Raw genomic sequence first — 16035 nt, 5'->3', positions numbered from 1 at the left:
AAGCGAAATTCAAGTTACAAACTATCTTTTCTTTTGTCAAAAAATCAACTTACTCAACATGTTGTTTAGGCCTCGTTTCCCTTGCCTAGTGCGCCTTTCAGAGTAACCATTGTTTCTCAAAGCGGGTGCAAAATAACGGAGTTTATTTTACACATCCAAATCTAAAAGCATGTTTTTTTGTGGTGCGTTTCTTCCAACAAGCTTTATGAGCTGATTTGGTGGAATTTGGGTGGGTAAATATTTTTGAAGTGAGTGTGGAATAGTACATCCACATGCTGAATTCTGTGTAAAGTACGCCTTTTTAAATGATCATGAATAAGAAAGAAAGGAAGCAAACTCATACTAAAGTCATAGTTAAGTCATATTAAACTCAAAGTAAATTCGATTTTAATTGAGTTTGGTGTGGGGTAAGTGTGACTAAACTATGGCTTGATGGCTTTTTTTGGTTTTGATGTTCGCATAAGAAAGACACGAGAATTTCGCCTAAAACATCATGACCTCTACGTCCGTGTAATGAAAGTAGCTATTCACTACTTATACAGTCAACTTCATCAATAAAGGACCATTCACCAAAACCAGCACCTTGAACTTAGGTTATTTATAATGTAACTTGAAAGCTTGTCGAACAGAAAACTAAAAACCAACAACCAATCTTAAAGCCATTGACATGAAACGAGCCATGCTAAATTACCACACAGAAGACTATGTGTAAATTGGCGAATTTCATGTGGCAATAAAGAACAAAAACCTAATCACATGAAAGCAATATTACTAACATTAGCAACAGCCTTTAGTATATCATCTACACTATTGGGACAAATCACCCATCGTGTAGGTAGTTCTGAAACATTCACAACAATCACCCAAGCATTAGAATTTGATGATGTAAACAATGGTGACATTATCTATTTAGTGGATGCTACCCACACGGAATAGTTATCACAAAAAACGTAAGCATACAAGGAGATTCCTACGACGTTACAAGCATACAAGCAGCTGAAAATGTTGACGCATCGCCCGATCGTATTTTCAACATACCCGAAGGCATTGAATTAACACTTCAAAACCTAAGTATCAAAAATGGACGCGTAAACGGTAATGGTGGTGCCATTTTTAATGAAGGAACACTAACTATTCAAAATTGCCATATTAATAACAACAAAGTAAGTACAGTAAGTGGTAATTTCGAAGGAGGAGGGGCAATCTACAGCAGTGGCTCATTAAACATCATTACTTCTAGCTTTGAAAACAATTACTCATCAGGACATGGTGGCGCTATTCTATCATCGGCCTCCACCAGTACCATAGCCATATACAACAGTATTTTTCAACACAATGAAGCATTAAAATCTGGGGCAGGACTAAGCACCATCCTCACTTCAAGTGTTTATATTGAAAACTCATTAATAGCACATAACACCACCCAAGATAAAGGAGGTGGTATAGCCATTAACGGTGTAAGCTTTCTACCGCTTAATAATGTGACATTATTAGGTAACACCATTAGTAAAAACGCATCGAACAGTGAAGGCGGCGGATTATACATGGTTGGTGGCGACCTAAGCATGGGTAATACCATTATTGCTGAAAACATTGATTACTACGCCCCCCTTCTTTCTGACATAGCCGCCTATGGTGTAGAAACGTCACTTGGTTCGAACATCATCGGAATCAATAGCATTGCCGAAGCAGGTTTTCTTAAAGAACGATCAGACTTTGCAGGATCACAAGAAGAACCTTTTGATCCGGAATTAGATGACAGCTTTACACCACTCCCATCGTCGTGGGCAATAAACTACGGTGAAAACCTCTCGTACATAACTCCTGAAAGCAAAGATGTGTACGGGAATGATCGTATTTATCTTGGAGAAGTTGAAATAGTTGACGTAGGTGCAGTTGAATACCAAGGAGATCCATTACCAAAATACATTATTTCAGTATCAGAAACAAACGTTGATTTTGGTGATATACCACGCGATGCAACTACTAATAAAATAGTTACCATCGAAAATATTGGCACAACAATATTAACAATAAACTCAATTGAAACAACAGGTGAATTTACTGTTCAGGTAAACACTGAACCATCCACAAGGGTGGATGCATTTACTATTGCGCCTCAAGAATCTGCTGATTTAGTTATATCCTTGTTACCTACAAACATTGGCGCCTACAATGGTACAGCGACCATAAACAGTAATGCCGACAATGATCCTGAACTTGAAATAACACTTTCTGCCAACAGTATAGATAATTCAGAATTATTCTCTGGCGACATAACAGAAGATACCGAATGGTGTGCACCGCGATATATCATAGGTAGCGATGTTGATGTTAAAGAAAATGTTACTTTAACAATTTGCGCTGGTACAATTATAGAGTTTGCTAATGATTATATTTTGAAAGTTCAGGGTGCTTTAATAACAAATGGCACCTCAGATAACTATGTTGAATTTACAAGTATTGATAACGAATGGGGCGGAATACGTTTTGAACCGAAACCGAAAACAGCCATGCCATCATACCTCAACTACACACAAGTTAAAAATGCAATAGCTAATGGTGGTGGCAAGCACAACAAAGGCGGAGGCATCTACCTAAACAAAGATGCTGAACTTCAGATAGTCAGCTGCATCATTCAGAACAACAGCGCAGAAGAAGTTGGCGGTGGAATATTCAGCGAAGGCTTAGTCAGTATTACATCAACAATCATTCAACAAAATACAACAAGCACTATTGGTTTATCAACCGAAACATTTGGAGGTGCGGGTATAATGAACCAAGGTGTGATGCATCTTGCGAATTCACAAATTCTAAACAACCATTCTTCTGCTGATGGAGGCGGAATCTACAATGCAAAAAAAGGAACTCTCTATGCAACCAACTGTCAGGTACATGACAATTCAGCTCAGGTATTTGGGGGTGGAATTATGGTCAATGGACAAGAAAGTACTGAAATAAGGGGTAGTCTAATTACTAACAACACATCTATTAATAAAGGTGGTGGTATATCCGGAGGTATTGAAGGAGACATCTGGCTTGTTAACACGACTATTTCAATGAACTCATCGGACGGTGATGTTGGAGGTGTTTATAATCTGGGATCTAACTTTAAGATGATTAACTCTATTATTAGCAACAACCTTGGCGACTCAAGTGCTGATATTTATAGCGAGAGCAACTTTACTTCTGACGGATATAATATCGTAGGAACGAAAGGTATGTTTGATTTCCCACTGGCCGATGGCGATATTGTGGGTAGTAACGACCAGCCAATTAACCCACGCATGGAAGCAGATTTTACCCTACAAGGTAATTCAATTGCCCTCAATAATGGAAGCCCTGACACCAGTTCGCTGCACCTTTCACCGGCAGACTTAGCAGGCAATCCGCGTATTTTTGCTGGCGACCTAGCTATTATTGACATTGGCACCTATGAGTACCAGAGTAATCCTGAGGAAGATCACTTCTTAAGTATTGAACGCGACACGATACTATTCAAAACAATAAACACTGGTCAGTTTATTACGGACACGGTTGTTCTAGCTAATATTTCAACAGGTACCATTGAAATTTCAAGTATTGAAGCTTTCACAAATTATAGTTTATCAATTGATAACATCAATTACAGTGAAACACTCTCGGGTATTGAAATACTTCCTGATGACAGTTTGACTTTATGGATCAATTTCACACCACTAAGCGAAGGTGTATTTGATGGTAACATCATTGTTAACAGCAATGATGACTTTGCTCCCGTAAAAAACATTTATGTGCGCGGAGAAGGTAATAACAACCTTTTGCTTGGTGGCATAATTGACGAAGACCTAGTAGCATGTGTGGCTCCAGGTGATACAATAATAATCAATGAAGACCTGACTGTTGAGGCTGGAGTAACACTCGAAATATGCGCCGGTAGCATTGTAAAACCCAAAGAAGGCGTAGTAATCAACATCTTTGGAATGCTCTACACGAATGGAACAGCTGATAATCTTATTCATTTTGTGAGTCAAGACGATGATAGTTGGTGGGCAGGGATAACACTCCATCAAAATGACCTGAATACATCTCCATCTACCATAAGACACACCACATTTGAGAGAGCAAAAGGTGGCGACCATGGCGCGATTTATATTAAAGTGGGAGCTAGTGCACTTATAGAGGATTGTCTTTTTAGCAACAACGAAGGCAATAAACGTGGTGGTGCAATTCTGAACGATGGTTATTTGACCATTAACAACAGTACAATTAGCAACAACACCGTTACCGCAGGCCGACCTGATGGAGGAGGTGGCATTTGCAGTGCTGGTCAATTGGAAATCAACAATTCAGAAATTACATTTAACAATTCAAGTTGGCACGGAGGAGGTATCCTTATTCGCGGCGGCAGCTCTGAGTGCGTTATTAATAACTGTATAATTACCGATAATACTGCCACCCAAAGTGGTGGTGGCTTAGGCACCATCGATGGGCAATCAATAACAATTAACAACTCCCTAGTTGCTAACAATACAGCAACTAATGGGCGAGCAGGAGGTGTACACACAGGCGCTTCCTTTGACAATGAACTAACCATTATACACTCTACTATTGCTTCAAACGAATCCTTGGTAGCCGCAGGTGGTTTATACATGGGAGCTGGCCAGTTAACGATTAGCCATACTGTGATAGCCAACAACATAATGCCAACAGAGTCTGAGGAATACCGCCCTGATTTCTTCTTACAAGGAACCACAAATTCCTTAGGCTATAACTTCATCAGCAACATTGGTCGTTCATTCTGGGAGGCCGGTCCTGAAGATGTTTGGGGAAATACAGATTTTCCGGAAGATCCAATGTTTGATGTGAACTTCATACCTACTGCAACTTCCCCAATTATGAACCTAGGTGACCCCAATGGAGATACACCTGAAAATCCATTCCCTGAGTTTGATTTAGCTGGTAATCCGCGCATTCACGCAGGCAGTTCACCAATAATTGACAGGGGAGCGTATGAATTTATTGGAGAGAAATCCATTCAAAATATGCTTTTAAACGTAGACGATTCTCCTATTAACTTCTACGCACAACCAATTGGCTTTACATCGGAACCATATAGCTTAAAACTATCGAACTTTGATTCAAATGATATATTAAGGGTTGAAACAATTATTTTGCCTGATGGGTTTAAAGTATCTGTTAATGGCAGTGAATATGCTCAAACATACTTTGACGAAATTGCCATTAATATCAATGCTTCGGTATATTTAGACATAATTTTTGAACCAACCGCAGTGATTGAGTATGGAAATGACCTAACAATACAGTATAATGCCACTTTCCCTTCTTTGCCATTCGTTCAAATTCCTATCAGTGGTGTTGGCGCTAATATAATTCCTTCATTTTCAAAAACAACAACTCCACTAAACATTGATGGCGTACTAGAAAATGAGTGGAATAATTTTGCTTACCAAGAACTAGCTATTGAAGTACAAGAACTTAGCAAAAACGCTACTGAGGTAGCAGCCGACATTGCAGCTGGATTTAGAGCCACATGGGATGATACTAATTTATACCTTATTGTTACAGTTGCTGATGACATCTTACATAATGGAAGTGCAACACCTGCTGAAAATGATAACCTGGAGTTATTCCTCGACTTTAATAACAGCAAGGGAGAAACCTTCGATGCCGATGATTACTTCATCCGATTTATTTGGAGCGATGACACTTACATTGTTGAGAGTGCGACAGATTCAAACATCAATTTTGCTCAAGCAACAAATAGCAACAATGAAGCATATGCATTTGAGATGGCGATTCCGTGGACTGCACTTACCATTGAAGCACCTGAGGCAGGTATGTTAATTGGCCTCGACATGAATATCCTTGATAATGATGGAAACGGCATCGAGGATATTCTTGCATGGCATTCATCATCGCCAAGTAAAAACAGCAATCCTTCCTTATGGGGTGAAGCAATTCTATTGGATGAAAACGGAGATGATCCTGATGTTCCTGTAATGAGTATCAATGTACCAACTACTAATTTTAATATCTCCTGCGAAGAAGAAATTAGCTTGTTAGTAGATATTACGAATGATGGCGATGGTAGACCATTACAAGTATCAAGCACTGTTGAAGCTGATATTAACTCTGTTCTACTCAACTTAAGTCAAAGCTACAGTGCCATAACAGCACTTATTCCTAATCGCTACGACTTTACCGAAGGAGAAACAGGAAACAGAATAGAGAACGGTGGAAATAACATGTACAATCAGGGTAATTACATCAACACCAGCCTTAGTGACAAAATCGATTATACAAATGGCCTCGTCATGGAAAGTGAATTGTTTGGCTCAGGAGGTGAATACTTTACACACAAAGCACCAGGTTTATTCACCATGGTAGCCGATATAGCAAACCTTGATCATTTTGAGATTAATGGTGTGGCTGGTGCTAAAGGGAACGCCACACATAAAATGAGTGAAATTACTGTCGATTATAGAGGCGATCAATACTCTGGTTACATTAAAAAAGTATATGGTTCGGGCGAGCCATCTATTAATCAACTAATTATTACAAAAACTAAAAATGGCATAACACATTCAATCGATCCAAACGTAAGTTTCAATCGACATATGCTTGATAACATTGCTGGATCAAATCGAATTTACTACTTGCTATTTGCTGGTAATCAAGGCGAATTTATGGATGATGCAGTTTTTGAAAGGATTATGTTGTCATTCCTTGAGAATGCAGCAACAAATAGCCTATTAAGAACTGTAAATGCAGGAGCCACTTTGCAAGAGGAATTTATTATTCCTGTTAAAAATCTTCCTAATGGTATTAGTAACGATAGCATTGTTATCTATTCCAATGATCCGATTAATACAACCGATACAATAAGGTACTCTGTTACTAAAAACAGCATACCAATTATTAATATTGATGAACAAATTATTGAATTTGGTGAGGTCGAAAAAAACCATACAAAAGGATTGTTTATGACCATTAGTAACATTGGTTGTGAAGCCTTAGAAATATACGATATTACTTCAAGCAGTCCGTATTTCTTTGTTCAGGAAACTGAGTTTGTAATCAACGAAAATAAGAGTATTGAAGTGGAAATTATTTTCCAACCGCAAGAAGAAGGTCTATTTGAAGAAACAATAACGATTGTTAATAACGACACAGAGCAGGTAATTACTGTAAGAGGAAGTAGTGTGGATAATGAACCTCCGGTGTTATTAAGTGCCGATGTACTTAACAACAATGCCTCTGAAATACTATTGATTTATAATGAGCCTGTTACATTCACCAACTTTGATGGCTTTATGGTCAATGGAACACTTGGTACAATTAATAGTATTAGTGGAGATGGCACAAATATCCTTTCTCTAGGGCTTGACATACCGGTGGTTTATGGCGAAGAACTATTACTTGACTATACAGATGGCAATGTGATGGATTTGGCCGGCTCTCCAAACAACATGATTAATTATAAAGACTTCGTAATTATTAATCTTGTGGAAAATGAATTCGTCAATCCTGAAATTAGCAGTGCATCTGTTGAAGATGATACGCGCACAACTATTGAAGTTACATTTAGCGAGATAGTAAAAGTTGAAGATGTGACAGGCTTTGTACTAAATGGCTCTCCAGCATCTCTTACTGGAGTTGCCGGATCAAACACTAATGCATTAACATTCACAACTGATATTGATCTTCGCTTTAGCGATAATCCGCAGTTATCGTACGATGGATTAGGGACGCTTACCGATAGAGTTGGAAATGTATTATTACCTGTTGATTTTAGCATTACGAATAATATTATAGCCAGTAATAATGCCAACTTGGAATCGTTGATGGTTAATGGGCTTGAGATTGACAACTTTGATCCAGAGACTTTGGTGTATACCTATCCGGCTGATGCACTTGTTGATTTGCCTGATGTTACAGCAACAAAAAGTGATGACAGAGCACAAACCGTATTTAACCAGGTTACTACTCTACCAGGGCAAGCGAGCGTAATTATTACGGCCGAAGATGATAACACCACACAAACCTATTTAATCAACTTCACAATTGCCACTAACATTGCACCTACTAGTTTACTAAGCGGAACCAGAGTTTACCCTAATCCCGCTAAAGATGAACTTTTCCTAAAGAGTGAAATTTCGCTTGCTGGCGAATCAATTGTTCGCATTATTGACTTAACTGGTAAAAAAGTATGGGAGAATGCCTTTGATAACTTACAATCAACTATAATTAACATACAGGCTTATCCGAAAGGAATTTACCACATTCAAATCATCAATAACAAGCAGCAAAAAGTGGTGCGGGTAGTTTTTAAATAAGCCTACTGCACAAATACAGCAATATAAAAGGGGTTTTGCATCAAAAACATGCAAAACCCCTTTTTCGTTTATCTGGAAATACTAATTCTTATTGACGCCTTATAGTTTCAATCTTTACAGGCTCATTCAACATTTGCCTAGTATTATCCAAAGATTGAATCTTTTTAACAACATCCATCCCCTTAATAACCCTACCAAAAGCTGCAAAACCTTGTCCATCAGGATTACGTTGTCCACCAAAATCCAGTTCTGGCTGATCTCCAATGCAAATAAAGAACTCGGAACTTGCACTACCTGGCTGTAAACGCGCCATACTTATCGTTCCATTTTTATGCAAAATACCCGTTTGCAGAGTAGTCTCATGAGCTATAGTACTCAATGCAAGCCGGTGATCTTCTTCAAATAAACCTCCCTGAATAACATCAATTTTGATGGGAGTTTGAGGCTGGTTATTTGCATCAACAACTCGATAGAAACACGCTCCATCAAATCGTTTATCATCAACATATTTTAGAAAATTATTTGCTGTTACGGGAGCGTTTTCTATGTCAAGTTCAATAACGATTGTTCCAATAGCCGTATCTATTTTAACTTTTGTTTGGGTCTGACAGGCCATTAAAAACAATGACATAATTAAAATGATCAATGTAGCTTTCATCCTTTTGGTCTTTTAAAAAATGATAAGCCCAATAATACCACTAAAAGCCCAACAAGCATAAATGCCCAATAATTAATTGTTCGATACTTAGTTACCAAGACCATATCTTTATACAGAAACCCTCCTCGTTTAAACGCCCATTTGGGCACATTATCTTCAAGCTCATTTGCATTTGTTTCATATATAAAACCTGGTACTTCAAGCTGTGCCGAATAATCAGAGTTATCGATTAATATTACTTCATCCTCAATTTGCCTCTCAAATTCAGAGAACCAACCTGATTGGAATGCGGCCGATAACCAAGTCACGCCTTTTCGCTTATCAACTAATAAACACACATCATTAACTTCGGGGGAATTTTCAATACTGGAGCTAAATATTTCATTTGCGAAAATTGAATCCTTTTTATTTAAAAAGTCTAAGCTATTATCCCTAGCATAGCCATTCGCTAACCTCACGAATTCAATTGCTAAAGAATTAGTAATAAATTGCCAAAACTTCTCTTCGCTCCTATTATCAAAAACTTTTTCTTCCTCCTTTGTCATGTGTTCAACACATTTGGTATCATCCATAAAAACATAGGCAAATTCCTCTTTGCTTAAATAATCATCTATAGAGAGATGTCTGTAGGGAAATCGTTGTATAAATGCTTCTTTGTATTCATAAAAAGTAAAGAACCACAAAAACTTACTTTCTAATGTCACTTCAATATTATCCAGAAACACAGAATCATTTTCGATTTTAAAACATTCTGTGACTTCAGAAACAGATGCGAACGTTCTCTCCGCTATCGCATAAAACAAAGTATCTCCTACTTCTGCTTGAATTTTCTTATCGTATTTAACAGTCCAACCATCATCCACATCAAAAGAAAATGGTTGTCCGTAAACAGCAGATGAATCGCCCTCTGCAACAACCCTTTTATAAACCGTGCCATCAGAATTAATTCTGGTAAAATACCTGAATGTCAAATCATCACATGCTGACAGAACAAATATCAACAAAATAAATATCCACTTATTTTTCATCTGTTTAAATTTATTTTCATTTGTCAAATGGAACTCTCAAGTAAAATTCACACTTCGTATTATTCTCTAAATTCTAAACCAAATTGGCTCAATTCCTCATCTTATTATTAAATTCTCACTTTAGAAAAACTACTGATTGGCGATCCATTCACACAAGTCATATCCTTTTCGCATCTGCCAGGCATTTAATCTCAGCCTCTCACCGGCTTCATAGGCTCGATAATCCTTCGGGAAATTATCTTGCAGATAAACAATCAAACCGTCAACCAATTCTAGTAACTCAGGCGCATCATCCTCAAGTTTTCCAACAGTTGTCTTATCGACATAAACCCCTTCTTTGTCATACACAAACGCCTTTGTTTTAATTAAGGTACTTAGCATTTCATTAATGGATACTCTACACTGCCAATCTGATGTTTTTGAAATATTTGCCGGCTTAATCCGCTGTTCTGTCAATAATCGTTTCTCCCAAGTATAAACCTGAGTCCATAGGTAGCCTCCAAGGCTTAACACTATCAAAATACTCACTGCGGCCCGATAAAACCTCATATTATTACCTAAGTTCTTTTGCTTTTGTACCTTAACCATAACATGATTAGTTATTAAATCACGATTACTCAATTGAGGCTTATTTTCTCTTAAGTGCTTTGTAAATCTTTTATACCCCTCCTCGTCCATATCAATCAAATTACGTGTTTCATCAATAACTGCTTAACCTGCTTTCGAGCAACATATAAATTGTCCTTTATTTGCTTCGGCGTTAATTCTGAGATCGCTACTACCTCATCCACACTCATCTCTTCAATTTCTCTTAAAACAAATACCAACTTTTGCAGCTCAGTCAAACGATGCATAGCAAACATTAACAATTTTTCATTCTCCTCATTTTCCAATTTCGCATAAGGGTCAGTGTATTGCAGCTCCATTTCTTTCTCACTTAACGACAACAGCACCTTTCTTTTTCGAATAGTATCAATTGCCAATCGTGTGGCAATGGCATACAACCATGTGCTAAACTTCCCTTTTTTAGGATCAAACTTTTTCAACTTATTCCAAGCACTAATAAATGCCTCTTGCACAACATCCTCAGCATCTACTCTAACATGCATCAAACGGAAGACAATAGAAAAGCAAAATTGGGAATACCGCTCTACCAATTGACCATATGCCCTGGCATTTCCCGCCTTGCTTTTTAGTATTAATATTTCCTCCGTAGTTTTTTTCATAAATGCCTTTAAATGTAATACGATAAAATCATACTCTGGTCGAATTTTATTTTACAATTCGACCAATATCGCCCAACTGTTCGAATGCGCACACTACGAACAGTGTAACTTAATAGTAGCCTCAATCGTCCTATTTACAAGCCTTAACACTTTTTAAGTGTTCGATAGCGTGCATAATTAAAGTAAATGAGAGGTGCAATTACAAAACACAAAATTCCAATCAACTAACAATCAGATAGTTTATATATTCGGCATAGCTATTGATACTTCAAAACAACCCATAAGATTCGATTTATTCTAAGAAAAAAATAATATGAGCCAAAGCATTATCCGCGTGAATCAACTTCACAAATCCTATGTAACAGGAAGCAACTCTCTACATGTACTCAAAGGGCTGGACATAGACATTCAGCAAGGCGAAATGGTTTCGATCATGGGCTCTTCAGGCTCTGGCAAATCTACATTGCTTAATATTTTAGGGATATTAGATAATTATGATGAAGGAGAATATTATTTAAATAACATCCTCATCCAAAAAATGAATGAGCGTAAGGCAGCTGCATTTAGAAATAAATACATTGGTTTTATATTCCAATCGTTCAACCTCATTTCGTTTAAAAACGCCATGGAAAATGTTGCTTTACCACTCTACTATCAAGGCGTTAGCAGAAAAAAAAGAAATGCCAAAGCTTTAGAGCTACTTGATAGACTTGGATTAAAAGAGTGGTGGAATCACTTACCAAGTGAGTTGTCAGGAGGGCAAAAACAACGAATTGCTATTGCTCGTTCGTTAATTTCAGAACCTAAAATAATTTTGGCCGATGAACCAACTGGTGCTCTCGACACTCAAACTTCCTATGAAGTAATGGACATCTTAAAAGAGGTCAATAATTCAGGTATTACGGTCATAATTGTCACACACGAAAATGACATTGCCGATATGACTCAAAGAGTTATCAGGCTAAAAGACGGACTTATTGAAACCAACAAGCTCAATGCTCCATTAAGCGAACAACAAGGCCATACTATTTACGCTAATTCCTAAGTCACAATACCATGATAGATTATTTTCAAGAGATATTTTCCACCCTCAGGCAAAATAAGCTAAGAGCGATTATGACCGGTTTTAGTGTAGCTTGGGGAATTTTCATGCTACTCATTCTTTTGGGCTCGGGTAAAGGGCTGCAAAACGGCATGGAAAACAATTTTAAAGGCACATCAAAAAATGCACTATGGATTTGGAGTCGCCGTACACAAGTAGCTCATGATGGATTAAAAGCAGGACGACGCATTCGTTTCAATGATCAGGATGCTGTTGCTATACAGCGTAAGTTTGAAGATGATATGGACAACTTCTCTGGTCGATTTCACATTTGGGGTAACAACGATGTCACCTACAAAACGGAATTTGGCAATTTTCAGACAGAAGGTGTTATGCCGGAGTTTAAAAAGATTCAGATAGTGGACATGGTAAAAGGACGATACATCAACAAATTTGATGTAGAGGAATTCAGAAAATGTGCCATTATTTCAAAGCCTGTTGAAAAAGCTCTGTTCAAAGATGATGAAGATCCAATGGGGAAATACATTCGTATTGGCGGCGTTCCATTTAAAGTTGTAGGGGTATTTATTAACCCAGAAGACCGTGAAGATAAGCAGATTTACCTCCCACTAACCACTACTCAACGTGTGTTTAATGGCAACAACCGCTTAAACGAAATGGCCATAGCCACTAACGCCATCACTGTGGCAGAGAACAAACGTATTGAAGAAGAAGTAAGGCAGTTGCTGGCTGAACGGCATCATGTATCTCCAGAAGACAAACAAGCCATTGGCATATGGAACACACTGGAAAACTTTAAACAGGCACAAGGTGTATTTGCCGGAATCCGGATGTTTGTGTGGGTTATAGGTATCATGACCATTATTGCCGGGATTGTCGGAGTCAGTAATATCATGATTATTCTGGTTAAAGAACGAACCAAAGAAATTGGTATTCGCAAAGCCATTGGAGCTTCGCCATTCTCAATCATCCGCTTGGTTTTATCTGAGTCAGTATTAATCACCAGTCTTGCAGGGTTCTTTGGCATGGTGGCCGGAATGGGTCTTCTGGCCGGTGCAGCTGCAGTCATTAAAATGATTTCGGCCGAAAACCAGGAGGTTGAGCGCATCTTTTTCAACCCCTCCGCCGACCTTGGTGTTGCTGTATGGGCTTTGGCAGTGCTGGTGACAGCCGGTTTAGTAGCAGGCTATATTCCGGCACGAAGAGCATCTGCCATTCGACCAATCGAAGCTTTACACGATGAATAACAACCACTAACCCCAATTTCTATGTTTGACAGAGATAGATGGCAGGAAATATTTAATGCCATAAAAAAGAATAAATTACGAAGCATACTTACCGCGTTCGGTGTCTTTTGGGCCATTTTTATGCTGGTTGTAATGACAGGATCGGGTAATGGTCTTCAAAACGGTGTGTACGATGGCTTTAAAGATTTTGCTACCAACAGTGCATTTATGTGGGCCAGCAACACAACTGTCGCTTATGAAGGTTTTAAAAGAGGCAGAGGCTGGTCAATTGATAACGATGACATTGTTCAGATTCAGGACGATGTAAAAGGCATTGATGTGATATCGCCGCGCCTGCAGGGATGGAACCTCCGAAATGGCGAGAACATCGTACGCGGAAAACGTTCAGCCGCTTTTAATGTGATGGGCGATTACCCAGCCTATAAGAAGATTGACCCTTGCACCATGCCTTGGGGCCGTTTTATCAACGAAGACGACATCAAATTAAGACGCAAGGTTTGCATGATTGGCGAAAAGGTATACGAGGTAATGTTTGATGAAGGAGAAGATCCTGTTGGCCAATACTTACGCGTAAACGGTGTTTATTTCATGGTGGTTGGCGTAATGAAATCCAATAATCCAAAGATAAACATTGGCAATAATAAAAAGGAAACTGTGTACCTGCCCTTTACCTCAATGCAGCAGACCTTTAATTATGGCGACCGCGTGCACTTCTTTGGCATCACTGTAAAAAAAGGGCATAAGGTTAGCTCCGTTATAGATGACATAAAACCAATATTACAGAAAAACCACAAAATATCACCAGAGGATAAGGAAGCTATCGGCCAGTTTGATGTACAGGAGATGCTGAAATCCATGAACTATTTATTCCTTGGTATCAATATCCTAATTTGGGTAGTTGGAATCGGCACCCTGATAGCCGGTGCTGTAGGCATTAGTAATATTATGCTGGTAATTATAAAAGAGCGCACTAAGGAAATTGGAATTCAACGGGCCATTGGTGCCGGACCGAAAGTAATCATCGGCCAAATATTAACAGAGTCGGTGTTCTTAACTACCATTGCCGGTTTTATAGGCCTTGCTTTCGGAACAGTTGTTCTCTTCCTCGTTGATATGGGCATTGATGCCTCGCGGGCAACTGCCAGTCCCGATGAAGAAACATTCTTTTTGAATCCAGAAGTAGGCTTACCGCTCGCCTTATCGGCCCTTGCCATGCTAATATTAGTTGGCTTGGTAGCAGGCTTTATTCCTGCCTTGAAGGCCATTAAAATAAAACCAATTGAAGCACTCAGACACGAATAATAAAAAGAACTAGAAACTATAAAATCTCAACTCATGAAAAAAGTATTTAAAATATTAGGAGGCGTTGTATTTATCGCATTGTTTGGTTGGGTAGTATTTTACCTTTATAACCAATCAAAAAAAGACCCGATAGTTTATGAAACAGAGGCTCCGGAGATAACCAACATCATTAAAAAAACAGTAGCGACAGGTTCTGTTGTACCACGTAAAGAGATTGATATCAAACCTCAGGAGAGTGGCATTATCACAGAAATATATGTTGAAGCTGGCGAAGAAGTAACCAAGGGCGATTTAATTGCCAAAATACAAATCATCCCTGAGATGATTCAGGTTAACAATGCCGAAGCACAACTAAAAAGAGCTGAAATAAGCTTTAAAAATGCCAAGATAGAATACCAAAGAAAAAAAGACTTGTACGATAATGGTGTCATTCCTGAATCAGAATTTCTTGAAGAACAATTACAATACGAAACGGCTGAAGCAGATATGATGGCAGCTGAAAACAACGTACAACTGATCAAAGAAGGTGTTACTAAAAATTCAAAAGGAAAAACCAACACCTTGATTCGTTCCACCATTACGGGTATGATTCTCGATGTTCCAATTAAAGAAGGTAACTCAGTAATCAAGAGTAATACATTCAACGACGGAACAACCATTGCTGTTGTTGCCGATATGGGTAAAATGGTATTTGAAGGTAAAGTAGACGAAACAGAAGTTGGTAAAATACGACAAGGTATGGCGCTACTACTTTCAATTGGAGCTATTGAAGACGAAAAATATGATGCTTTTCTTGAATCGATTGCACCTAAAGGCGTTGAAGAAAATGGCGCTATCCAATTTGAGATTAAGGCCGCTGTAAAACTGAAAGAAGGTCAGTTTATTAGAGCTGGTTACAGTGCTACGGCTGACATTGTTCTCGATCGTCGAGATAGTGTTTTAGCCATCAAGGAAAAGCTAATCACTTTCAGCAATGACTCTGCGTTTGTAGAAATCGAAACTGGAGAACAAACCTTTGAAAAACGCCTGATCACAACGGGCTTATCTGACGGCATTAAGATTGAGATTGAAGAGGGCATTTCGAAAGATGATAAAATTAAGATTCCGAAAAGCTAATTAAATTATTATTGATACTTTTATATCAGATGATGACGTGTGGGATATTCCACAAT

Annotated in this window: 10 protein-coding genes; 6 read left to right on the top strand and 4 right to left on the bottom strand. The window is 38.4% G+C overall.

Going from position 1 to position 16035, the window contains the following annotated elements; all coding sequences use genetic code 11:
• Positions 1–756 precede the first annotated feature (756 nt).
• On the top strand, positions 757–936 hold the full coding sequence (locus FNN09_RS17270; RefSeq protein ID WP_143303732.1) for a hypothetical protein: 180 nt from the start codon (positions 757–759) through the stop codon (positions 934–936).
• Positions 937–1481: 545 nt separating this feature from the next.
• Entirely contained in the window at positions 1482–8339 is a 6858-nt protein-coding gene (locus tag FNN09_RS17265) for a sugar-binding protein (RefSeq protein WP_143303731.1), read from the top strand.
• A gap of 88 nt (positions 8340–8427) precedes the next feature.
• Here FNN09_RS17265 and FNN09_RS17260 read toward each other — a convergent pair whose 3' ends face one another.
• The 4 genes from FNN09_RS17260 to FNN09_RS17245 form a co-directional block, all read right to left on the bottom strand.
• The gene (locus FNN09_RS17260; protein WP_143303730.1) at positions 8428–8997 is read right to left on the bottom strand and encodes a peptidylprolyl isomerase; all 570 of its coding nucleotides are present in this window, start codon (positions 8995–8997) and stop codon (positions 8428–8430) included.
• Positions 8994–10025 (bottom strand): hypothetical protein, encoded by a 1032-nt coding sequence (locus tag FNN09_RS17255; RefSeq protein ID WP_143303729.1) that lies wholly within the window; start codon positions 10023–10025, stop codon positions 8994–8996. Before FNN09_RS17255 ends, FNN09_RS17260 begins: the two co-directional genes overlap by 4 nt.
• A gap of 129 nt (positions 10026–10154) precedes the next feature.
• Positions 10155–10613: a hypothetical protein gene (locus tag FNN09_RS17250; protein WP_143303728.1), complete on the bottom strand. Its 459-nt coding sequence runs from the start codon at positions 10611–10613 to the stop codon at positions 10155–10157.
• A 95-nt stretch (positions 10614–10708) separates the two neighbouring features.
• Entirely contained in the window at positions 10709–11251 is a 543-nt protein-coding gene (locus FNN09_RS17245; protein WP_143303727.1) for an RNA polymerase sigma factor, read from the bottom strand.
• A gap of 334 nt (positions 11252–11585) precedes the next feature.
• On the opposite strand from FNN09_RS17245, the gene FNN09_RS17240 reads away from it, so the two are divergent.
• From FNN09_RS17240 to FNN09_RS17225, 4 genes are read left to right on the top strand one after another with little or no spacing between them, the layout of a single operon-like run.
• The gene (locus FNN09_RS17240) at positions 11586–12296 is read left to right on the top strand and encodes an ABC transporter ATP-binding protein (protein ID WP_255434155.1); all 711 of its coding nucleotides are present in this window, start codon (positions 11586–11588) and stop codon (positions 12294–12296) included.
• 11 nt (positions 12297–12307) lie between these two features.
• Positions 12308–13561 carry an ABC transporter permease gene (locus FNN09_RS17235; protein WP_143303725.1) on the top strand — a complete coding sequence of 418 codons (1254 nt, stop codon included), beginning with the start codon at positions 12308–12310 and terminating at the stop codon, positions 13559–13561.
• A gap of 21 nt (positions 13562–13582) precedes the next feature.
• Positions 13583–14863 (top strand): ABC transporter permease, encoded by a 1281-nt coding sequence (locus FNN09_RS17230; protein ID WP_143303724.1) that lies wholly within the window; start codon positions 13583–13585, stop codon positions 14861–14863.
• A 33-nt stretch (positions 14864–14896) separates the two neighbouring features.
• The gene (locus tag FNN09_RS17225; protein ID WP_143303723.1) at positions 14897–15979 is read left to right on the top strand and encodes an efflux RND transporter periplasmic adaptor subunit; all 1083 of its coding nucleotides are present in this window, start codon (positions 14897–14899) and stop codon (positions 15977–15979) included.
• Positions 15980–16035: the final 56 nt, after the last annotated feature.

The organism is Carboxylicivirga sp. M1479 (genome assembly GCF_007097485.1).
Classification (GTDB): Bacteria; Bacteroidota; Bacteroidia; order Bacteroidales; family Marinilabiliaceae; genus Carboxylicivirga.
Note: the sequence above shows the minus strand (reverse complement) of the source record. Positions and strands in the feature narration are given on the sequence as shown.

Bases quoted from the DNA above. Each gene is read 5' to 3' on its own strand.
- FNN09_RS17225 (WP_143303723.1), top strand. From the start codon at position 14,897: ATGAAAAAAGTATTTAAAATATTAGGAGGCGTTGTATTTATCGCATTG.
- FNN09_RS17230 (WP_143303724.1), top strand. From the start codon at position 13,583: ATGTTTGACAGAGATAGATGGCAGGAAATATTTAATGCCATAAAAAAG.
- FNN09_RS17255 (WP_143303729.1), bottom strand. From the start codon at position 10,025: ATGAAAAATAAGTGGATATTTATTTTGTTGATATTTGTTCTGTCAGCA.
- FNN09_RS17250 (WP_143303728.1), bottom strand. From the start codon at position 10,613: ATGGTTAAGGTACAAAAGCAAAAGAACTTAGGTAATAATATGAGGTTT.
- FNN09_RS17270 (WP_143303732.1), top strand. From the start codon at position 757: ATGAAAGCAATATTACTAACATTAGCAACAGCCTTTAGTATATCATCT.
- FNN09_RS17235 (WP_143303725.1), top strand. From the start codon at position 12,308: ATGATAGATTATTTTCAAGAGATATTTTCCACCCTCAGGCAAAATAAG.
- FNN09_RS17260 (WP_143303730.1), bottom strand. From the start codon at position 8,997: ATGAAAGCTACATTGATCATTTTAATTATGTCATTGTTTTTAATGGCC.
- FNN09_RS17245 (WP_143303727.1), bottom strand. From the start codon at position 11,251: ATGAAAAAAACTACGGAGGAAATATTAATACTAAAAAGCAAGGCGGGA.